Raw genomic sequence first — 21,344 nt, 5'->3', positions numbered from 1 at the left:
AAAACTACACCGCGTGCGGTCGGGGTGGGTGTGGAGTATCTATGTCTTTCGATTCCCTTGGACTAAACCCCGAAATTTTGCGTGCCGTTGCTGAGCAGGGCTACCGCGAACCCACCCCCATTCAGCAGCAGGCTATTCCTGCGGTATTGCAGGGCCGTGACCTGATGGCGAGCGCCCAAACCGGCACTGGCAAAACGGCAGGTTTTACGTTGCCGCTGCTGCAACTGCTGGTTTCCCGCGAGCCTCACGTTAAAGGCCGTCGCCCGGTGCGCGCGCTGATCCTGACGCCAACCCGTGAACTGGCAGCGCAGATTGGTGAAAACGTGCGTGAATACAGCCGTTACCTGAACATCCGCTCGCTGGTGGTGTTTGGTGGTGTGAGCATTAACCCGCAGATGATGAAACTGCGTGGCGGTGTTGACGTGCTGGTGGCAACGCCGGGCCGTCTGCTGGATCTGGAACACCAAAATGCGGTCAAACTGGATCAAATTGAAATTCTGGTGCTGGACGAAGCTGACCGGATGCTGGATATGGGCTTCATCCACGATATCCGCCGCGTATTGACTAAGCTGCCAGCGAAACGCCAGAACCTGCTGTTCTCCGCGACGTTCTCTGACGACATTAAAGCGTTGGCGGAAAAACTGCTGACTAACCCGCTGGAAATTGAAGTGGCGCGCCGCAACACCGCCTCCGAGCAGGTGACGCAGCACGTTCACATGGTGGACAAAAAGCGTAAACGTGAGCTGTTGTCGCAGATGATTGGTCAAGGCAACTGGCAGCAGGTGCTGGTATTTACCCGTACCAAGCACGGCGCGAACCACCTGGCGGAGCAGTTAAATAAAGACGGTATCCGCAGTGCGGCTATCCACGGTAACAAATCGCAGGGTGCGCGTACTCGTGCGCTGGCTGATTTTAAATCCGGCGACATTCGTGTGCTGGTGGCGACCGATATCGCCGCGCGTGGTCTGGACATCGAAGAGCTGCCGCACGTGGTGAACTACGAGTTGCCAAACGTGCCGGAAGATTACGTCCACCGTATCGGTCGTACAGGCCGTGCGGCGGCAACGGGCGAAGCGCTCTCACTGGTGTGCGTCGATGAACACAAACTGCTGCGTGACATTGAACGCCTGCTGAAAAAAGAGATCCCACGCATTGCGCTGCCAGGCTATGAGCCGGATCCGTCGATTAAAGCGGAGCCGATTCAGAATGGCCGCCAGCAGCGTGGTAATGGTGGCGGCAATGGCGGCGGTCGTGGCCGTGGGCAAGGCCAGGGTCAAGGTCAGGGCGGAGCCGGTCGCGGTCAGCAGCAGCCTCGCCGCACCGATGGCGGCGCACCGAAAGCTAAACCGCGCAGTGCGGAAGGTAAACCGGCTTCTGATAAGCCGCGTCCACCGCGCCGCCCGCGTAAACCTGCCGCAAACTGAGTTTTGCCAGGCGGTCTTTGCGTTAACCTGCGCCATCCGGCGTAGCAAGCCCGCAAGGTACTGGACGCGCTGATTGAAGCGAATAAGGACTACTGGCCGGAACTGCGCTAACGGACGGGGTGCGGGGAAGATTTTTCCCGCACCTGAATACAAGCGATTCGCGCCCGCTGTTGTTGTACGACGATCCATTACAGGGGCTGGGTTAGCCGAATTGCGCGCCGCCTTCCACAATCCTAAAAACTGATACCCCCTCCCGCTGAAAAATGCCACAATAGTGGCTGTTTATACAGTATCTCAGGTTTTCTCATGGCTTTGACCGCTGCGCTAAAAGCGCAAATCGCCGCCTGGTATAAGGCGCTTCAGGAACAGATCCCCGACTTTATTCCCCGTGCGCCGCAGCGGCAGATGATTGCGGACGTCGCCAAAACGCTGTCAGGGGAAGACGGGCGGCATCTGGCTATCGAAGCGCCCACTGGCGTAGGGAAAACCTTGTCCTATCTTATCCCCGGCATTGCTATTGCCAGGGAGGAACAGAAAACGCTGGTTATCAGCACCGCCAACGTGGCGTTGCAGGATCAGATCTACAGTAAAGATCTGCCGCTGCTGCGCAAAATCATCCCCGATCTGCGCTTTACCGCCGCTTTCGGGCGCGGGCGTTATGTCTGCCCACGTAATCTGGCGGCGCTTTCCAGCACTGAGCCTAATCAACAGGATCTGCTGGCCTTTCTTGACGACGAACTCACGCCGAACAACCAGGAAGAACAAAAGCGCTGTGCGAAGCTAAAGGGTGACCTTGACGGCTACAAGTGGGATGGCCTGCGCGATCACACCGATGTCGCCATCGACGATAACCTGTGGCAGCGTTTGAGCACCGATAAAGCGAGTTGCCTGAACCGCAACTGTCATTATTACCGTGAATGCCCGTTTTTCGTCGCGCGGCGGGAAATCCAGGAAGCGGAAGTGGTGGTCGCGAACCATGCGCTGGTGATGGCGGCAATGGAAAGCGAGGCGGTGCTGCCAGAGCCAAAAAATCTGCTGCTGGTGCTGGATGAAGGCCACCATCTGCCGGATGTCGCTCGCGATGCCCTCGAAATGAGCGCCGAAATTACCGCGCCGTGGTATCGCTTGCAGCTCGATCTTTTCAGCAAGCTGGTGGCAACCTGCATGGAGCAGTTCCGCCCGAAAACCACGCCGCCGCTGGCATTGCCCGAACGCTTAACCGCCCATTGCGAAGAGTTGTACGAACTTATCGCCTCGCTGAATGCCATTCTCAATCTCTATCTGCCCGCAACCCAGGAGGCAGAACACCGCTTCCCGATGGGAGAGCTGCCGGATGAAATAATGGAAATCTGCCAGCGGCTGGCGAAGCTTACAGAAATGCTGCGCGGGCTGGCGGAGCTGTTTTTAAATGACCTGAGTGAAAAAACCGGCAGCCATGACATCGTGCGTCTGCATCGGGTGATTCTGCAAATGAACCGCGCGTTGGGGATGTTCGAAGCGCAAAGCAAGCTCTGGCGGCTGGCGTCGCTATCGCAAGCCTCGGGCGCGCCAGTGACCAAATGGGCCACGCGCGACCTGCGCGACGGGCAGATGCACGTCTGGTTCCACTGCGTGGGGATCCGCGTTAGTGACCAGCTTGAACGCCTGCTGTGGCGCAGTGTGCCGCATATCGTCGTAACCTCCGCCACGCTGCGCTCGCTGAACAGTTTCTCGCGGCTACAGGAAATGAGTGGCCTGAGAGAGAAAGCGGGCGACCGTTTTGTGGCGCTGGACTCGCCGTTTAATCACGTCGAGCAGGGTAAAATCGTTATTCCGCAGATGCAGTACGAGCCGCTGATTGATAACGAAGAACAGCATATTGCCGAGATGGCTGCCTATTTCCGCCAACAGGTCGAGAGCAAAAAACATCACGGAATGTTAGTGCTGTTTGCCAGTGGGCGCGCCATGCAGCGCTTCCTCGAATACGTCACCGACCTGCGGCTGATGCTGCTGGTGCAGGGCGATCAGCCGCGCTATCGGTTGGTGGAACTTCACCGCAAACGCGTGGAAAGCGGTGAATATAGCGTGCTGGTGGGGCTGCAATCCTTTGCCGAGGGGCTTGACCTTAAAGGTGAGTTGTTAAGCCAGGTGCATATCCATAAAATCGCCTTCCCGCCTATCGATAGCCCGGTAGTGATAACCGAAGGTGAATGGCTAAAAAGCCTCAATCGCTATCCTTTTGAGGTGCAAAGCCTGCCCAGCGCGTCGTTTAACCTGATTCAGCAGGTGGGGCGTCTTATTCGTAGCCACAGTTGCTGGGGGGAAGTGGTTATCTACGATAAGCGATTGTTGACCAAAAACTATGGTAAGCGTTTACTGGATGCGTTACCGGTTTTCCCGATTGAACGCCCGGAAGTGCCAGCAGTAAAAGTGAAAGCCACTACGGCGAAAGCGAAAACGAAATCGCCGCGCCGCAAGAAGCGGTAGCCCGTATGCGCGCTGTGTCGCCAGGGTGAAACCGCCGCCAATGCGTATTTAAAAGGAGCAACAGATGGATTACCGCAAAATCATTAAAGAGGTTGGGCGCGGCAAAAATCACGCGCGTGATCTGGACCAGGAAACAGCGCAGGCTCTCTATAGCCGGATGCTGGATGGCGATGTTGCCGACCTGGAAATGGGCGCGATTTTGCTGTCGATGCGCATCAAAGGCGAAGGCGAAGCGGAGATGCTCGGCTTTTATCAGGCTATGCAGCAACACACGATGCGCCTCACTCCGCCAGTGGGCAAACCGATGCCGATAGTTATCCCTAGCTATAATGGCGCGCGTAAACAGGCGAATTTAACTCCGCTGCTGGCAGTACTGCTGCACAAACTGGGTTTTCCGGTGGTCGTCCACGGCGTGAGTGAAGATCCAACCCGGGTGTTGAGCGAAACCATTTTTACGCTGATGGGTATTGAACCTACGCGCCATGCCGGGCAGGCACAGGCAAAGCTGGATGGTCATCAACCGGTGTATATTCCGGTTGGCGCGCTGTGCCCGCCGCTGGAAAAACAGCTCTCGCTACGCTGGCGTTTGGGTGTGCGTAACAGCGCGCACACGCTGGCGAAGCTGGCAACCCCGTTTGCGCAAGACGCCGCGCTGCGCTTGTCCAGCGTGTCGCACCCAGAATACGTGGGCAAAGTGGCGAAGTTTTTCACCGATATCGGTGGGCGCAGCCTATTGATGCACGGCACTGAGGGGGAAGTGTACGCCAACCCACAGCGCTGCCCGCAGATGACGCTTATTGATGCACAGGGCGCGCGAGTAGTGTACGAGCGGCAAAACCAACAGCCGGAAGAATCTCCCGTTTTGCCTGTGGCAAAAGATCCTGAAACTACCGCGTTGTGGATTGAACGCTGCGTGGCGGGCGTTGAGCCAGTGCCTCAGTCATTGAAAATACAGATGGCTTGCTGCCTGTTGGCGGCGGGTGAAGTTAGTTCTCTTGAAGACGGTTTGGCGCGCATCGCCCAGGCCTACTAACGCGATATCTTCCTGTCTGCCGGATGGCGCTGCGTTTATCCGGCTGCGACACCTCACTGCACCTTTCACGCAAAAAAAAGCCCGGCGTGGCCGCCGGGCAAACAAGGGTATCAACAAGTTCAATGAGGGTTAGAGCTTTCGTAAAGGGTCAGTTTACGAGGGGTGCTTACGTCATCCTCAAGCTGCTTCTGCGTTAGCTTGCCGCAGCTTGAAGGATGTCGTGTTTAACAGAGGGCGTGGCGATTATTTGTAGATAACCGCAGTACCGCTAACTTTGTTGTTGGTGTTAGCAGAAGTAATGGTGTAGCCGGAAGCGCCTGCGTCGGCAGCTTTCTGCGCCAACTGAGCTTCCATACCGTCCAGAGTGCTTGCGCCATCTACGGATACGGTACCTATTTCGTTCATTTTCTGGGCCTGAGCCTGAGTTACAGGTTGTGCTGCAAAAGCACCGAAGGACAGGGCAGAGAGGGCGATAGCAGCAACAGTATATTTAATGTTTTTCATAATTAATTTCTCGCAGGTTATTCCGTTGTTCAGAGGGACGATGTTCTGTCGATGTGATAAGTATCACGTTTTTATTTGATGGAATAAATCGAAGAGAATTGATGACCATGTTCGAAAATTTTGAATGATTAATAATTTATTGATTATTAATAAAATATTCGCTGCAAAAATGATGTTAGGCCAAAATGGCGAGGTGAAGGACGTTCGAAGGCACATTTTGCCACTTTTTTTGCTAAAAAGCGTGCTCGTAAAGATAACCGATTGCTCTGTATGTTGCGGTATAGATTTGTCATCAAAGCTGGTTTTATGGCGATATCTTGAAATTATATCCTTATTACTGTCTGCGTTGTGAGTTTTTATCTCGCTTTCTTTTTAATTTTGGGTCGCTCAAAACATCTGCATTTATGGCGTATTTCTGGCCACCCATCTTCTTCATAAAATTTGAGACATATTAGCCCGGTTTAGATCTCTGACCATTCTCGCAGCAGGTTATGGTAGAGATTCAGCAGAGACAGCGCTTCAGTGGACTCTCCGTGGCGGCTTTTCAGCGCCTGAATAGTGCTGTCGAGTTCAAACAGCATAGCGCGGCGTTTATCGTCGCGAATCATGGACTGAATCCACATAAAGGAGGCCACCCGAACGCCGCGTGTGACCGGCGTAACGCAGTGCAAGCTGCTGGACGGGTAAAGCACCAGGTCTCCCGCAGGCAGTTTGACCGAATGCTGGCCGTAGGTGTCGTTAATCGTCAGCTCGCCGCCGTCGTAGCTTTCTGGGTCGGATAAAAATAAGGTTGCCGAAAGATCGGTACGCATCCAGCCGCTGTGCGGGTGCTGGCGAACAGCACCGTCAACATGGAAGCCATAGGTTTCTTGCTGTTGATAACGGTTAAATAACGGGCTGGAGAGGGTTTTCGGCAGCGCTGCGGCGAAAAACAGCGAGTGGCGGTTGACCGCCGCCAGCACCGTCGCCTGGAGTGCGGCGTACTGTTCGCTGCGGGTATCAACCTGCTGATTGTTCTTTACCTGCGCCCCTTGCGCACCGACGGTGGCTTTGCCGTCTACCCATTCGGCCTGGTCTAACTGTGCCACGAGGCCGTGAACCTCCTCTGCGCTCAGCACGCCAGGAATATGGTACATCATGGGAATCTCTCCTTAAAAAAAGTGGGGCTTTACGCCCCACGATAACACTTAGAAGTGAACATTGGCCGTTAACATGAAGGTTCTCGGTTCGCCCGGATGATAGCGGTAGCCACTCTTGTTGATGGAAGCAACATAGTGAGTATCAAACAGGTTGTAAGCGTTCAACTGTAGATCAAGGTTGCTGTTGACGCGATAGCCCAGCTTGGCGTCAGACACCCAGTAGCCTTCGGTGTAGGACGGTGTACCGACAGCGCCATCTTTACCACGATGCATACTGCCGACGTAGCGCGCACCCGCACCAACGGAAATGGCATCGGTGGCCTGGTACTGGCTCCACAGCGTAAAGGCGTGTTCTGGCGTGTACGGCAGTGAGGAGGTTCCATCTTGTGCCACATCCGCTCCTTCACGCACGGTTGCACGCTGTTGGGTAAAGCCACCGATGACCTGCCATTCTGGGGTAATGTTCCCCGCCACGGACAGCTCATAGCCCTCTACGCGCTTAGTGCCGTACTGTGAATACGTACCGTCATCGTTGGCTTCAACGTCGTTTTCGATATCAGTACGGAAAATAGCCGCCGACAGCAGTAGGCGTTTATCCAGCACTTCCCATTTGGTTCCCACTTCGCTGGTCTTCGCTTTTTGTGGTTTAAAGTCAGTACGGTTAGCGCTGTTGCCCGTACCGCCTGCCGCCAGGGCGAAGTTGCTGCCGCCCGGAGGCTGCTGAGAGATACCGTAGTTGACGTAAACGTTGCCGTTCTGCGTCAGGTGGTAAAGCGCACCGGCTTTCCAGTTCACCAGGTTGCCTGATTTAGCCGCATCTACAGTGGTGACTGGGGTGTTTTTCGCTACACCTGCCGGGCAGGTAACGGCTCCACGGCCAGTACCGCCGCATAATGTCGCGCTGTCGTACTCCGTGTGATAACTGTCGAGACGGATACCGCCGTTCAGTTCGAAATCCTGGGTTAATTGCAGTGTATCAAAGGCATAGATACCAAAAGTATCGGTTTGACCGTTGGAATTTGCGCCGCTGCGCTTCAGGCCGCCAATAGAGATATCGCTGTTTGGGTTGTAGAGATCAACGGTTGGTGCTGTCAGCGGATAAACGCCGTAGTTTGTCTGCTGCTCGTGGGTAAATTCGACGCCAGTGCTCACGTCATGGCCTACTGAGCCAGTATAAAACTTGGTGGTCAGGTTGGTCTGGTTAGTCAGGATCTTATTGCTGACATCTTTGGTGACGATGTTACGCGTCCAGTCGTAGGGGGTTTTGGTGTTCCCCATCATCGCCGTCATCAGATAATCCTGCTTTATCTGTGACCAGCGCGTGGTGTTGCGAATCGTGGTGGTGTCGTTGAAATCGTGCTCAAAACGCATCGTCGCCGTATCGGTGGTCGAATCGTCGTAGTCAGAGTTTGTGCCGTAGAAATTATGGGTATCCACTTTACCGGAGTGGTTCAACACCGAGGTCGCCGCGCTAGGGGCGGAATAACCCGGCAGGCCGACGGTTGGCACGCCACCATCTGGGGTATTGTTCTGCGTAACGTGCAGGTAATTCAGGTATAAACGGTTTTGTGTGCCCAGCCCGAATGCTACGGAGGGCGCAATGCCATAGCGCTCATTTTTGATTTTATCGCGGCCTGCATCGTGCGTTTTCTCACCCATCACGTTTAAACGCACGGCGGTGGTTTCGCCAACCGCTTCGTTAACGTCCAGCGTGCCACGGCGATACCAGGCGCTGCCGACGCTGGCAGAGGCGTCAATCCCTGAGTCCAGGCGAGGCTGCTTGCTGATCATATTGATGGAGCCGGTTGGCGCGCTGCGACCATAGTCTGAGCCGGACGGCCCTTTAATCACTTCAACTTGTGAGGTGTTGAAGGTATCGCGGGTAACGCTGCCAATATCACGAATGCCATCGATATAGATGCTGTTAGAGGTATCCGCACCACGCATATAAATGGTGTCGCCCGTTGAGGTGCTGCCGTTTTCCCCTGCAAAGAAAGCACCAACGCCTGGTACGTTTTTCAGCGCATCCGTCAGGTTGGTCGCGCCCTGATCTTTGATAACCTGCTCGGATATCACCGTCACCGTCCGCGTGGTATCGGCAATCGGGCGGCTGAATTTCGGGTCAGCGGATTGGGTTGGGGCGTACAGTGAAGGCGTTTGTGCTTCAACAACCAGCGTATCACCCTGGCTCTTTTCTTTACCGTCTTCCGCCTGAGCGGCAGGGGTTAAGCCAATACATAATCCAGTAAAGAAGGTGAGGGAGCTAAAGCTACTGAACGGGATGGTGCGATTTTTTTCCATATCAATGAGCGTCTTATGATTTTTAAAAGCGATGTAAATGATGACAACCGGGGGCGTCATGTCCCCTTCGCCACTACAGGTTATTTTTTCTTTTAAATGATGCTGATAATGATTGTGATAAGCATTATCAAAGCGCGTAACTTTTTATCACTCATTGGGTGAAAAATAAATACATTGATTTACAAAAACTTCATTTTTTATACATCAGAGTTACATACTTCAACAGGATGTGGATGAGCGGCAGCTATGCCGCTCACCAATAGACGCGTTATTTGTACAGCGTGGCGGAGCCAAACATTTTGTTGTTACCGCTGGCAACATCGACCACGAAGGCTTTCGCCCCGGCCTTGTGGGCTTTATCGGCAAGCTGGCGCTGGAGATCGTCAAGGTTACTGGCTCCGCTCGCGGTTACTGTACCGGCAGGGCGGAATGGCCCGCTGTCGGTATCGGTTGGTGTCGGGGCGCAATGGGCAAAAAAAGAGGGCGTCGCGAGGAGTATGGCGGCAAAAAGCAGAGTATAACGTTTCATGGCATCCCCTCCTGATAGCAACAGGGAATACATTAAGTGTAGGTCGCTATGAGTAAAAAGAGGGGGAAATCAGTGACCAAAGACGGCTGGAATGACCGGGTTCCAGATAAACCTGTCATTTAGACCCAGGAATCCAGACTCCCTTATTTACCGCACCGTCGTCAACGGGTATCTTACGCCGCATTACGACAGGAGAAAGTCATGAGTACCCAAAAACCGGGGTTACACCCGCGTAACCGTCACCACAACCGCTACGACCTGGATGCATTGTGCCAGGCGTGCCCCGCGTTGAGCGATTTTATTACCCTCAACCCCGCCGGTGAGCAGACTATTAATTTCGCCGATCCGCTGGCGGTAAAAACGCTGAACAAAGCGCTGCTGGCCCATTTTTATGCGGTAAAAGAGTGGGATATCCCGGAAGGTTTCCTTTGCCCGCCGGTTCCTGGGCGTGCAGATTACATTCATCACCTGGGGGATTTGCTGAGTGATGAAAACGGCAACGTGGTAAAAGGCGCGAGCATTCTGGATATCGGCGTGGGCGCAAACTGCATTTATCCGCTGATTGGTGCGCATGAGTATGGCTGGCGTTTTACCGGCAGCGAAACGCATCCACAGGCATTTGCCAGTGCGCAGGCCATTATTAGCGCTAACCCGGCGCTAAACCGGATGATTCGTCTGCGTCGTCAGAAAGACAGCACCGCGATGTTCAACGGCATTATTCATAAGAATGAACAGTTTGATGCCACGCTGTGTAACCCGCCGTTCCACGATTCCGCCGCCTCTGCACGCGCGGGCAGCGAACGTAAACGCCATAATCTGGGCCAGAACCGCGATGACGCGCTGAACTTTGGCGGCCAGCAGCAGGAGCTGTGGTGCGAAGGGGGGGAAGTTAACTTCATCAAACAGATGATTGCCGAAAGTAAAAACTTTGGCCGTCAGGTGATGTGGTTTACGTCGCTGGTGTCGAAAGGGGAAAACCTGCCGCCACTGTACCGCGCGTTAACTGACGTTGGGGCGGTGAAGGTGGTGAAAAAAGAGATGGCGCAAGGGCAGAAACAGAGCCGCTTTATCGCCTGGTCCTTTATGGATGATGAACAGCGCCGCCGCTTCCTGGCGCGTAAACGCTGAGTTGAAAAATGCCGTTTATCCCGGCAGGGATAAACGGCATTGTCATTATGACACGTGCTGCAAAAATTCGCGCAGGCGCGGGCTTGGCGGGTTCTTCACCAACTCTTGCGGGTTGCCATCTTCGGCAATTCGCCCTTTATCGATAAAGATCAAACGGGAAGCCACTTTTTCGGCAAAGCCGATTTCGTGGGTCACGATAACCATCGTCATGCCTTCTTCGGCTAAATCCTGCATCACTTTCAGCACTTCATGACGCAGTTCCGGGTCAAGCGCGGAGGTTGGCTCATCAAATAGCATCATTTTCGGTTTAACCGCCAGCGCACGAGCAATCGCCACGCGCTGCTGTTGGCCACCGGAAAGCTCAGACGGATAGTGGTGTGCGCGTTCCGCGAGGCCCACTTTCGCCAGCAGATCTTTTGCCAGCTTTTCCGCTGCGTCTTTTTTCAGACCGCGTACACGGATTGGCCCAAACATGACGTTTTCCAGCGCCGTCAAATGTGGGAACAGATAAAACTGCTGGAACACCATGCCCGCTTCCTGGCGAATCAGGCGTTCGTCCACTTTCGGGTCGTTGACTTTCAGGCCATCAACAATCAAATCACCGCTGGTAATCTCTTCCAGCTTGTTGATGCAGCGCAGCAGAGTTGATTTGCCGGAGCCAGACGGCCCGATAATTACCACGACTTCACCCTGTTTAATGTCCAGGTCGATGTTATGCAGCACCTGGGTTTGACCAAAGTGCTTAGAGACGTTTTTAAATTCAATCACAGGATTTTCATCCTTCTTTCCAGGCGACGCAGAATAAAGCTCAGAACGAGCGTAATGATCAGGTAAAAGACGGCAACGGCGCTCCAGATTTCCAGCGCACGGAAGTTACCGGCGATGATTTCCTGGCCCTGACGAGTCAGCTCGGCGACACCGATAACAATAAACAGTGACGTATCTTTAATGCTGATTATCCATTGGTTACCCAGCGGCGGCAGCATACGGCGCAGCGCAAGCGGCAGGATCACGTGGAGAATCGTTTCGCGGCGAGATAACCCCAGCGCCAGCCCGGCTTCACGGAAGCCTTTATGAATCGACAGCACGGCCCCACGGGTAATTTCCGCGATATACGCGCCGGAGTTGATCATGATGGTGACCACGGCGGCAGAGAATGGGTCGATACGCAGGTCGTTAAACGCCATCGGCAGGGCAAAGTAGATAAACATAACCTGCACAACGATAGGCGTACCACGGATAACTTCGATAAATACCAGCGCGATGTGGTTGGCTATCCAACCGCCGAATGAACGCGCAAAACCGGCCACCAGACCAATGGCTAAGCCGCCAATCAGGCCGAGGATCGAAATCCACAGCGTCATTTTTGCGCCTTCAATCAGAAGGGGAATGGCAGGCCAAATGGCACTCCAGTCAAACTGCATAATACGTTCCTGTTACCTTGGTGAAAAACAAAATACCCAGCGCTAAAAAAGTGAGACTGCTGATGTTATGCCGAATGGCGCTACGCTTGGCTGGCCTACACCGGGTAGGCCTGATAAGTCGCGCGCCATCTGGCAATTTCAGTCTGGGTCAACGCCAGCAAGCCACCGTTGGCGGCTAATGTCATTTATTATTTTGGTTCCGTACCGAACCATTTTTTGTAGATTTCGTTATAAGTGCCGTTCTCACGCAGCGTTTTCAGCGCGCCGTTCACTTTCTCGCGCAGTTCGTCGTTGCCTTTAGAGAACGCAATACCGTACTGCTGTGCTTCCAGAGATTCGCCTACCGCTTTGAACTGACCATTACCGGCTGTTTTAATGAAGTAGAGAATGTTTGGCGTATCGTGCAGTACCGCATCGGCGCGGTTAGTTCCTAACTCCATATAGGCGTTATCGATGTTCGGGAACTGGCGCAGATCTTTGGTTTTGATGTTGGCTTTAGCGTAATCGACAGAACCAGTACCGCCTTTCACCGCCACGACTTTGCCATCAAGATCTTTTACGCTCTTGATGTCGTTGTTATTGGCTTTAACCATCACCAGCAGGCCGCTTTTGTAGTAGCCGTCGGAGAAATCGACCGCTTTTTTACGCTCGTCAGTGATGGTGATGCCCGCCAGCGCCAGATCGACGTTTTTGGTTTGCAGCGCGGGGATAATCCCGCTGAAGTCCATTGGCTTCAGGGTGTAATCCAGCTTCAGCTCTTTCGCGATAGCCGCCCACAGATCCACGTCAAAACCGACGTATTGGTTACCCTGTTTGAATTCAAACGGAACGAAGGCCGTATCCGTTGCGACAACCAGTTGTTTATCTGCTGCCTGAGAAGAAACTGCAAAAGCCAGAGTGAGTGCAGCCAGTGAAACTTTAAACATTGACTTCATAGCATTTCCTTTTATATCCACGGGGCGATCCCCTGCGAGAACAATCGGCTTATGAAAAAATCGTGCCAACTTCACAATTCATTGTTTCTTAACAAGTAATGACTTATTTACTGCACGAATGCGGCAGGATAATTGTCTTTATGCACTATAGAGGGGCACTATATTGGTGCATAAAAACGGTGTGGTTAAGTATGGTGTTTTTTAGCGCAAACGTAGGGGGCAAAACAATCTTTTATTAACGATTGCGTGAAGTGATAATTACAAATTATTTACTTTTGCGGGCTTTCTGAAGGTGGTGGTGCACTTCTATGGTGCAAAACCTCCCGGCAGGAGGCCGGAAGGTCATCACGTTTACTGATGGTTATTCGATATTGGCTTCAATGAACCACAGGAATTTATCGAGATCGCGGGAAGCGGCGGTGAAGATATCGGCGGTATCTTCATCTTTGGCCTCGCTAATCGCTTTGCGCACGTCGTTGGCGACAATAGCGTAACGCTCTGCCAGCGCTTTCAGGTGATCCTGAACGCTGGTGATATCCAGCGGATAGCTTTTCAGTGGCGTTTGCGCGTTAATCACCTGGGTTGTGCCCAGTGCGATACCGCCCAGTTGCACAGCACGTTCTGCCATGGTGTCCAGGTGGTCAGTGAGCGCGGTACGGAAGCCGTCGAGCATTTCATGGACGGCAATAAAATTAGCGCCGCGCATGTTCCAGTGCGCCTGTTTGGTTATCAGGGACAGATCGATAAACTGAAGAACCTGACGGTTGAGTAACGCAACGGTTTCCTGCTTTTCGCTTTCCGGAACATCGTTACGCGTATACAGCAGTTGGGCATTTTTTGTTTTAACCAGTTTTGCAGTACTCATAATCATATATCCTCTTGATCCGCTACACATATAAACGCGGTTTTATCTGCGTCCTCATGAATTAACGAAAACAAGTATAGCACCGTCAGCGGAACGGTATTTTCTGATTCTGCCTATGGCTTTGATAGTGAGCGCATTTTATTGGTTAAAATAGTTTATAAACAGTGTGTTACGTAATTTTGTCTACGGAGTGTATATTTAAAAAATATTTTTTATTGATTTGAAATAAAAATTTATGCTTTTCAAGTGGGATATTATGCATAGTGGCTTGCACTATGCATAATAATGAGAGGCCGCTAGCTGACTTCAACTTCTTTTATTTTACTCTCCTGGCGCATCGTCAATGTTGAACCCATTGAAGCAATAATAATGGCGCCCAATGCCAGCGTTTGGCTGAAGGTCAGCGTTTCTCCCAGAAAGACCATACCGGACAGCGCCGCCAGCGCAGGTTCCATACTCATCAGTGTGCCAAAAGTGCGAGTCGGCAGGCGCGTTAAGGCAATCATTTCCAGTGAGTACGGCAGGGCAGTGGAGAGCACGGCGATAGCCAGCCCGAGTGGCAGCAGTGACCAATGCCATAACGCATCACCGGCCTGTATTACCCCTAGCGGGACAAAAACGACCGCTGCAATCAGTGAACCCATGGCGACCGTCGCAGGGCCATGTTCTTCACCAGCGCGACGTCCGGTAAGAATATAGACCGCCCAACCGGCCCCCGCGCCCAATGCTAATAGTGCGCCGGTTAAATCAACGTGTGCTACGTCCTGGCCCAGCGGCAACAGGAACCACATCCCGGTAATCGCCAGCACAACCCAGATAAAGTCTACCGGACGGCGTGAGGAAAACAGCGCCACAGCCAGCGGGCCTGTGAACTCCAGCGCTACCGCAATACCAAGCGGAATGCGTTGAAGTGAAAGATAGAAAAGGTAGTTCATTGCCCCAAGAGACAGGCCGTACAGCACCAGCGGCAGGCGCTGTTCTTTCGCAAAGCGTAGACGCCACGGCTTGAATACCAGCACCAGAATCAGCGTACCCAACGCCAGACGCAGTGCGGTAACGCCAGGCGCACCAATCAGTGGAAACAGGCTCTTAGCCAGCGATGCGCCGCTCTGAATCGAGATCATCGAGATTAAGAGAACGAATATAGGTAGCCATGACGGTAGTTTGCGGGGGATGCCGGACATCATTTTCCTGTCAATTTTTGTCAGAAGAAGTAAAACCGCCAGTGTAATTGAATTAGTACATGGCGGTTGAGGAATTGTTGAAAAAAAAATGGCATGGAGCGGGTAGAATTTCCGTAGTCGATGATAATTTCGTCTGCAACATTAGGAATTGTCTGGAAAATGGCGTCAGGTTTTTACCGGGGAAGTTAAAAGATTTAAGGTAAAAAGACGTGGCTAATGAAAGGGATAACATCAAATGGAAACATTTTGTTACATCATTGGTGCCCTTAGACATCATCATGCCGAAAGAGTTTCTTAACAATTTTTGATATATTTAAAACTTAGGACTTATTAGAAGCACATTTGAGGTGGTTATGAAAAAAATTGCATGTCTTTCAGCACTGGCCGCAGTTCTGGCTGTTTCCGCAGGTACTGCCGTAGCTGCAACTTCCACCGTTACCGGTGGTTACGCTCAGAGTGATATGCAGGGCGTCGCTAACAAAGCTGGCGGCTTCAACCTGAAATATCGCTATGAAGCTGACAACAGCCCACTGGGTGTGATCAGCTCCTTCACTTACACGTCTAAAAGCGACACTCAAGACGGCGTATACAGCAAAGGCCAATACTACGGCATCACCGCAGGTCCTGCTTACCGTCTGAACGACTGGGCAAGCATCTACGGCGTAATCGGTGTCGGTTACGGTAAAGCACAGTACAACGAATTCCCAGCCAACAACAGCACCAGCGACTACGGTTTCTCCTATGGCGCAGGTCTGCAATTCAACCCAATCGAGAACGTAGCTCTGGACGTGTCCTACGAGCAGTCTCGCATTCGTAGCGTTGATGTTGGTACCTGGATCATCGGTGCTGGCTACCGCTTCTAATCACTTCGGTGATACAAAAAGGGGTCAATATGACCCCTTTTTTAATGCTTTTTTCCTGACAACAGCCCGCCCAATATCGTCACCATTAGCGCTAATCAATCAATAGCTCGGCGGCAAAAAGAAGCCGCATAATCCTACTAATCCGTCTGACCATCGGTGTTATTGCCGCAATTCCCCACGCTGCCATGCGCCAGCTGTGCGCTGAAACGTTGTATGAACAGTATAGCGGGAGAGTAGGCTATCCGTTGCCTGAGCATGAGCGAAACGGATAGCGTGCGAGATATGCTGCGTGATTAGCTTTTAGGATCAAACAGATCGGTTTTCAGCGTGTCGTAATCCACTTTCTGTAACTGGAAGTTAGTGATGTAGACTTTTCCCGCTTTCTGCTGCGAGATAAAACGGTATTTCGGCGTAATTTCTTTCGTTTGGATCCCCGTCCATTGCGAGAAGAAACTGAGGAAATCGTTCGCAGAACGGCGCGCTTTAATCACTTTATGGCCTTTATCGTCGCTGGATAGCACCATAAACGGCACCTGGAAGTTCTGCTGGTACTTATCATCATGCGCCAGATACTGTACCGCTTTACCGCGCTCTTTAAACGCCAGCCCGTGGTCGGAGAAATAAACCATCGAGAAACTGTCGGTATAACGACGCAGTTGAGAGTACAACTGGCTGAGCAGCTCGTCGGTTTGCGTCATGGTGTACAGGTAGCACGATGTCTCTTTCGACTGTACAAACTGGGCATATTTGCCCTGCGTGCGGTCGCAGGCCTGCGGGTGCGAGCCCATCAGATGCAGAACAATCAGCTGTGGCTGGCTGTGAGTTGTGGATAATACCTGCTCGGTCATCTTCAGCAGCGCGTCATCGCGCGTATTTTTATCCGCCTCAAAATCCCCGCTTTTCAGGAAGTGCACTTCATCGGCGCGCTTAGCGATACTGGCGATAGCCGTATCGTACTCGCCGATTTGCCCCTGATTTGAGAACCACCAGGTCTGGAAACCTGCGCGGTTGGCAAGGGTGACGAAGTTATCCTGGTACAAGGGCTTACCGTCAACCACGCGGTTTAGCGTCAGCCCCAATGATTTTTGCGTGGAGCCGCTGGCGGCAATGTAGTTGGTAAACAAGTAGCCATTCACTTCACTCGCGAACGGCGTGTTGTCCCAATGACCACCAAACGCGCCCAGCGCATCGCGGCGCGCGCTCTCACCAATCACCACCACGTAGGTATGATATTTCGGCTTCACCGCGATCACATTCCAGGTGTCTTTCACTCCGGAAAGCTCCGCCATCCGCTTTTGTTCATCAATCACTTCATTGTTATTCACAATAATGTCTTTAACAAAACGGAATGCCGGATAGCCGCTGTCTTTGAGCTTAAACACGCCGCCATAGAGCTGGTTTTGAATGGGCTGAACGAAAAATACGCCGATGCTAAACAGCAGATACAGCGTGTCGATGACGTTCCAGCGCGCTTTGGCGACCACTTTGCGGCACACCGCCAGCACGCCAAGCGCAAAGATAAACAACGCCACCAGGTAGCTGTACCACGAGAAAATGGTGAAGATTTCCGTCGATTCTTCGATGTTGGTGGAATGTAGCGCCAGCAGGGTATTAAAGTTTGGCGCGCCGTAGGCCTGGCTGAAGGGGAAGTAGAGCGCCCCGACCAGCGAATAAACCCCCAGAATCACCTTTTGCACCTTAGGCATGGTGCGCCACAGCAAATGTAACACGCAGGTAAAAGCCGCCGCATACAGCAAGCTGAACGGGTAGCCTAGCGCCAGGTTTATCAGGATCGACTGTAAAAAATAAAATCCCGTCCACGGGCTAAGTGCCAGCCCACGTGCGGCCAGGGTGTCTTTCAGGGTTAGATTCATAGATAGCAACTATATAAACGCCATGTGCGTCCCCTGGCGTCAAGGGGTCTTTACTGGCCAGACAATGCGAGAAGAGGGGATGCAAAGTACAGGGCTGCAAGAAGATATAGCCAGCGTATTACTGGGTCAACAACTGATAACAAATTGTTTTGGGAGGGCGATTGCAAAACCGGAAAATAACCGCTGTTTTTAACAGCAAAAGAGCCGTCTGCCAGCGAAAGATGACACGGAGATGAAGCGGCGCTCTACGCGCCGCTTAGCGGGACGGAGTGTCCTGATGCGGTTTGTCGTTGAACAGGTCGCACAGCATCCCAATCAACATTAACCGGACTTTAAATGGAGAGTGACTAAACACGTTGATACACCTTTTGAATTCGTTCATGGTTCCTCCTGCTATTTGGCCCGTCAATCCTTGAAGGTCGTCTGCATTACATACAGATATAGCACAGGCTATATTTTATAGCTATGGCTAAAACGTTAAATTTTTGTGCTCGGGAGACAATCCATTACAATGGGCGAACTTGATATGGCGCATTAAGGCGTCACACATGATGAGGAAGTTCTATGGGTCGTCGCGCGGGTACGCCAATAACGAGAAAAGTGACGCAACTGGTGAATGTGGAAGAGCATGTCGAAGGGTTTCGCCAGGTCCGTGAAGCGCATCGTCGTGAGCTGATTGATGATTACGTCGAACTGATTTCTGATTTGATTCGTGAAGTCGGCGAAGCGCGTCAGGTCGATATGGCGGCGCGGCTTGGCGTGTCTCAGCCGACCGTGGCGAAAATGCTTAAACGTCTGGCGGGCGTTGGGCTGATTGAACAAATTCCCTGGCGCGGCGTTTTTCTGACGCCGGAAGGCGAAAAGCTGGCGCAAGAGAGCCGCGAACGTCATCAGGTGGTTGAAAACTTCCTGTTGGTGCTTGGCGTCAGCGCCGACACCGCTCGTCGTGATGCCGAAGGCATCGAACACCATGTCAGCGAGGAAACGCTGGATATGTTCCGCCAGTTCACGCAAAAACACGGTCAATACGCGGAATGAACCTCCCTTTTATTCGGTCGCTGGCGCGCGACCGTTTCCTGCACCTGCTGATTATCGTCGGCATCTTGTTGAGCTTTTTTGTTCCCTTCGCCCCAGCGCGTTGGCCAGCGGCGATTGACTGGCACACCATCATTACCCTCAGCGGGCTGATGTTGCTGACCAAAGGGGTGGAGCAGAGCGGTTATTTTGATGTGCTGGGGCGCAAAATGGCGCGCCGTTTTGTCACTGAACGGCAGTTGGCGCTCTTTATGGTGCTGGCGGCGGCGCTGTTATCCACTTTTCTTACCAACGATGTGGCGCTGTTTATCGTTGTGCCGCTGACCCTGACGCTGAAAAAATGGTGCGCATTGCCGATTAACCGGCTGATTATTTTTGAGGCGCTGGCGGTGAACGCAGGGTCGCTGCTGACGCCTATCGGTAATCCGCAAAATATTCTGTTGTGGGGGCGCTCAGGCTTATCTTTCCCGGCCTTTACTTTGCAAATGGCTCCGCTGGCGCTGGCGATGATGGTGACGCTGCTGGTGTTGTGCTGGTGCTGTTTTCCGGCCAAAAAACTGGCGTTCCAGAGCAGTGAACGCACGCCGTCGTGGCAGCCGCTGCTGGTGTGGAGTTGCCTAGCGTTTTACCTGATTTTTCTGGCGGCACTGGAGATAAAACAGGAGCTGTGGGGGCTTGTGATTATCGCTATTGGCTTCTTGCTGCTGGCGCGTCGGGTGGTATTCAGCGTTGACTGGACGCTGCTGCTGGTCTTTATGGCGATGTTTATCGACGTCCATCTGCTGACCCAACTGCCCGCACTGAACCATCTGCTGAGCGGCGTAAGTACGCTCTCTGATGGGCAATTGTGGCTAACGGCTATCGGCCTGTCGCAGGTTATCAGCAATGTACCGTCCACCATTTTACTGCTCAACTATGTGCCGCCGTCGCTGCTGTTGGCGTGGGCGGTAAACGTCGGAGGATTTGGCCTGCTGCCAGGCTCGCTGGCTAATCTGATAGCCCTGCGGATGGCGGCTGACCGCCGGATCTGGTGGCGCTTCCATCTTTACTCTCTGCCGATGCTGCTGTGGGCGGCGCTGGTGGCCTACGGCCTGCTGTTGGTCATTCGCTGAGTGCGTCGGGATCTTGACGATCCCGGCGCAAAAATTCCTCTCGCTTCACAAAAAACGACCCTGCTTGTTGCAGCCTTTTTGCGCTTTACGGTATATGACTAGTCATATCATTTAAATGACTAGTCATATAGGAGCCGCACCATGAAATCATCACTGCCCGCTAACTTCCTGTGGGGCAACTCTGTCTCCAGTATGCAAACTGAAGGCGCCTGGAATGAGGGCGGTAAAGGGATGTCGGTCTACGATATCCGTGAACCGAAAGAGTTTGCCTCCGACTGGAAAGTGGCGACGGATTCCTATCACCGATTCGAAGAAGATTTTGATTTAATGAAAGACCTGGGCATGAACTGCTACCGCTTCCAGATTGCCTGGAGCCGCATTTGCCCAACCGGCGACGGTGAGTTTAACGAAGAAGGGATCGCTTTCTACGAGCGTTTCATCACCGGCCTGCTGGCGCGCGGCATTGAGCCGATGATCTGCCTGTACCACTTTGATATGCCGCTGGCGCTGGCGGAAAAATACAACGGTTTTACCGACCGTCACGTTATGGATGCTTTTATCCGCTACGGTAAAAAAGTGATCGACTGCTTTGGCGACCGCGTGACCTGGTGGCTGACCTTCAACGAGCAAAACCTCTACCATATGCCGGAAGCGTTTTTGATTTCCGGCTATATGCAGGGGGAAAAAACGCTGCGCGAGCTGTACCAGATTCAGCACCACGTGATGATGGCACATGCGCACCTGACAAATTATCTGCACGAAACCCAGCCGGGCAAACTGATGGGCGGGATGTTGGCCCACGCGCAGGTGTATCCGGCAACCTGTAAGCCTCGCGATGTGTTCTGCGCCCAGCAATTGGATGAGTTTTTCAACCAGAACCTGTTGCGCGCATTTGCCGGTGAAGGTTACAGCCCGGAAGTGATGCATTTTGTGGATAAAGCCGGTCTGGGCGATATCTATCGGGAGGACGATCTGGCGGTGCTGGCAACCATGAAGAACGACTATATGGCGTTTAGCTACTATGCCAGCCGTACTCTCGACAGCGACCCGATTCCCGAAGGAACGCCGGTCAACAACTACATGCTGTTTGGTGACACGCCTAACCCGCACCTGAAAGCTACCGAATGGAACTGGCAGATAGACCCGCTCGGTTTTCGCAGTATCATTACCCGCTATTACAATGACTGGCGTTTACCGGTCTTCCCGATTGAAAACGGCATTGGGGTGATTGAGTCGTGGGACGGTGAGAATATGGTCGCTGACGATTATCGTATTGCCTACCATCGTGATCATATCAACGCCATGAAAGAGGCTATTTTCGAAGATGGTGCGCAAGTCATTGGCTATCTGGGCTGGGGGCTGATTGATATTCTTAGCTCACAGGGCGATATGCGTAAACGCTACGGCGTAGTGTACGTAAACCGTGAAAACCACGACTTAAAAGATTTATGCCGTGTACCGAAGAAAAGCTATGCGTGGCTGAAAAAAGTCATTCACAGCAACGGCGAAGAGATGTAACCACAGGAGC

At 52.7% G+C, this 21,344-nt stretch carries 19 protein-coding genes; 8 read left to right on the top strand and 11 right to left on the bottom strand.

Annotation, left to right across the window (positions count from 1 at the left end):
- The first annotated feature begins 41 nt into the window (after window positions 1-41).
- The 3 genes from rhlE to ybiB all read left to right on the top strand — a co-directional run bounded on the left by rhlE (window position 42) and on the right by ybiB (window position 4,923).
- A complete protein-coding gene (rhlE, locus tag AC6I4B_RS15610) occupies window positions 42-1,424 on the top strand; it encodes an ATP-dependent RNA helicase RhlE (protein ID WP_497766381.1) in 1,383 nt (460 codons plus the stop codon).
- 306 nt (window positions 1,425-1,730) lie between these two features.
- Window positions 1,731-3,890, top strand: coding sequence for an ATP-dependent DNA helicase DinG (gene dinG, locus AC6I4B_RS15605; RefSeq protein WP_497766379.1), 2,160 nt, complete (start codon window positions 1,731-1,733; stop codon window positions 3,888-3,890).
- A 64-nt stretch (window positions 3,891-3,954) separates the two neighbouring features.
- Window positions 3,955-4,923: a DNA-binding protein YbiB gene (ybiB, locus tag AC6I4B_RS15600; protein ID WP_497766378.1), complete on the top strand. Its 969-nt coding sequence runs from the start codon at window positions 3,955-3,957 to the stop codon at window positions 4,921-4,923.
- Window positions 4,924-5,166: 243 nt separating this feature from the next.
- Here ybiB and ybiJ read toward each other — a convergent pair whose 3' ends face one another.
- The 4 genes from ybiJ to AC6I4B_RS15580 form a co-directional block, all read right to left on the bottom strand.
- Window positions 5,167-5,427 (bottom strand): DUF1471 family protein YbiJ, encoded by a 261-nt coding sequence (gene ybiJ, locus AC6I4B_RS15595; protein ID WP_497766377.1) that lies wholly within the window; start codon window positions 5,425-5,427, stop codon window positions 5,167-5,169.
- 461 nt (window positions 5,428-5,888) lie between these two features.
- Window positions 5,889-6,566 carry a PKHD-type hydroxylase YbiX gene (ybiX, locus tag AC6I4B_RS15590; RefSeq protein ID WP_497766375.1) on the bottom strand — a complete coding sequence of 226 codons (678 nt, stop codon included), beginning with the start codon at window positions 6,564-6,566 and terminating at the stop codon, window positions 5,889-5,891.
- A 48-nt stretch (window positions 6,567-6,614) separates the two neighbouring features.
- The gene (locus AC6I4B_RS15585; protein ID WP_497766374.1) at window positions 6,615-8,867 is read right to left on the bottom strand and encodes a catecholate siderophore receptor Fiu; all 2,253 of its coding nucleotides are present in this window, start codon (window positions 8,865-8,867) and stop codon (window positions 6,615-6,617) included.
- A gap of 268 nt (window positions 8,868-9,135) precedes the next feature.
- Window positions 9,136-9,396: a YdgH/BhsA/McbA-like domain containing protein gene (locus AC6I4B_RS15580; RefSeq protein ID WP_497766372.1), complete on the bottom strand. Its 261-nt coding sequence runs from the start codon at window positions 9,394-9,396 to the stop codon at window positions 9,136-9,138.
- A gap of 201 nt (window positions 9,397-9,597) precedes the next feature.
- On the opposite strand from AC6I4B_RS15580, the gene rlmF reads away from it, so the two are divergent.
- Window positions 9,598-10,524, top strand: coding sequence for a 23S rRNA (adenine(1618)-N(6))-methyltransferase RlmF (gene rlmF, locus AC6I4B_RS15575; protein WP_497766371.1), 927 nt, complete (start codon window positions 9,598-9,600; stop codon window positions 10,522-10,524).
- 45 nt (window positions 10,525-10,569) lie between these two features.
- Here rlmF and glnQ read toward each other — a convergent pair whose 3' ends face one another.
- The 5 genes from glnQ to rhtA form a co-directional block, all read right to left on the bottom strand.
- Entirely contained in the window at window positions 10,570-11,292 is a 723-nt protein-coding gene (gene glnQ / locus AC6I4B_RS15570; protein ID WP_497766370.1) for a glutamine ABC transporter ATP-binding protein GlnQ, read from the bottom strand.
- Window positions 11,289-11,948, bottom strand: a complete 660-nt coding sequence (glnP, locus tag AC6I4B_RS15565) for a glutamine ABC transporter permease GlnP (protein WP_497766368.1) — start codon at window positions 11,946-11,948, stop codon at window positions 11,289-11,291. Before glnP ends, glnQ begins: the two co-directional genes overlap by 4 nt.
- Window positions 11,949-12,136: 188 nt before the next feature.
- Entirely contained in the window at window positions 12,137-12,883 is a 747-nt protein-coding gene (glnH, locus tag AC6I4B_RS15560; RefSeq protein WP_497766366.1) for a glutamine ABC transporter substrate-binding protein GlnH, read from the bottom strand.
- A gap of 361 nt (window positions 12,884-13,244) precedes the next feature.
- A complete protein-coding gene (gene dps / locus AC6I4B_RS15555) occupies window positions 13,245-13,748 on the bottom strand; it encodes a DNA starvation/stationary phase protection protein Dps (protein WP_497766365.1) in 504 nt (167 codons plus the stop codon).
- A gap of 296 nt (window positions 13,749-14,044) precedes the next feature.
- Window positions 14,045-14,932, bottom strand: a complete 888-nt coding sequence (gene rhtA / locus AC6I4B_RS15550) for a threonine/homoserine exporter RhtA (protein WP_497772196.1) — start codon at window positions 14,930-14,932, stop codon at window positions 14,045-14,047.
- A 353-nt stretch (window positions 14,933-15,285) separates the two neighbouring features.
- Here rhtA and ompX point away from each other — a divergent pair, with 353 nt between their 5' ends.
- Window positions 15,286-15,795 carry an outer membrane protein OmpX gene (gene ompX, locus AC6I4B_RS15545; protein WP_497766363.1) on the top strand — a complete coding sequence of 170 codons (510 nt, stop codon included), beginning with the start codon at window positions 15,286-15,288 and terminating at the stop codon, window positions 15,793-15,795.
- A gap of 293 nt (window positions 15,796-16,088) precedes the next feature.
- On the opposite strand, the gene AC6I4B_RS15540 is transcribed toward ompX, so the two are convergent.
- Together AC6I4B_RS15540 and mntS are read right to left on the bottom strand one after the other, a co-directional pair.
- The gene (locus AC6I4B_RS15540; protein WP_497766361.1) at window positions 16,089-17,669 is read right to left on the bottom strand and encodes a phosphoethanolamine transferase; all 1,581 of its coding nucleotides are present in this window, start codon (window positions 17,667-17,669) and stop codon (window positions 16,089-16,091) included.
- 256 nt (window positions 17,670-17,925) lie between these two features.
- On the bottom strand, window positions 17,926-18,051 hold the full coding sequence (gene mntS / locus AC6I4B_RS15535; RefSeq protein ID WP_497766360.1) for a manganase accumulation protein MntS: 126 nt from the start codon (window positions 18,049-18,051) through the stop codon (window positions 17,926-17,928).
- 182 nt (window positions 18,052-18,233) lie between these two features.
- Between mntS and mntR the strand changes: the two genes are divergently transcribed.
- The 3 genes from mntR to AC6I4B_RS15520 all read left to right on the top strand — a co-directional run bounded on the left by mntR (window position 18,234) and on the right by AC6I4B_RS15520 (window position 21,334).
- Complete coding sequence (mntR, locus tag AC6I4B_RS15530; RefSeq protein WP_497766359.1) at window positions 18,234-18,707, top strand: manganese-binding transcriptional regulator MntR; 474 nt, start codon at window positions 18,234-18,236, stop codon at window positions 18,705-18,707.
- The gene (locus AC6I4B_RS15525; protein WP_497766358.1) at window positions 18,704-19,816 is read left to right on the top strand and encodes an anion transporter; all 1,113 of its coding nucleotides are present in this window, start codon (window positions 18,704-18,706) and stop codon (window positions 19,814-19,816) included. Before mntR ends, AC6I4B_RS15525 begins: the two co-directional genes overlap by 4 nt.
- 141 nt (window positions 19,817-19,957) lie before the next feature.
- Window positions 19,958-21,334, top strand: a complete 1,377-nt coding sequence (locus AC6I4B_RS15520) for a glycoside hydrolase family 1 protein (protein WP_497766356.1) — start codon at window positions 19,958-19,960, stop codon at window positions 21,332-21,334.
- Window positions 21,335-21,344: the final 10 nt, after the last annotated feature.

It is taken from the genome of Kluyvera fluvialis (assembly GCF_059725275.1).
This window is presented reverse-complemented; position numbering and strand designations above follow the sequence as displayed.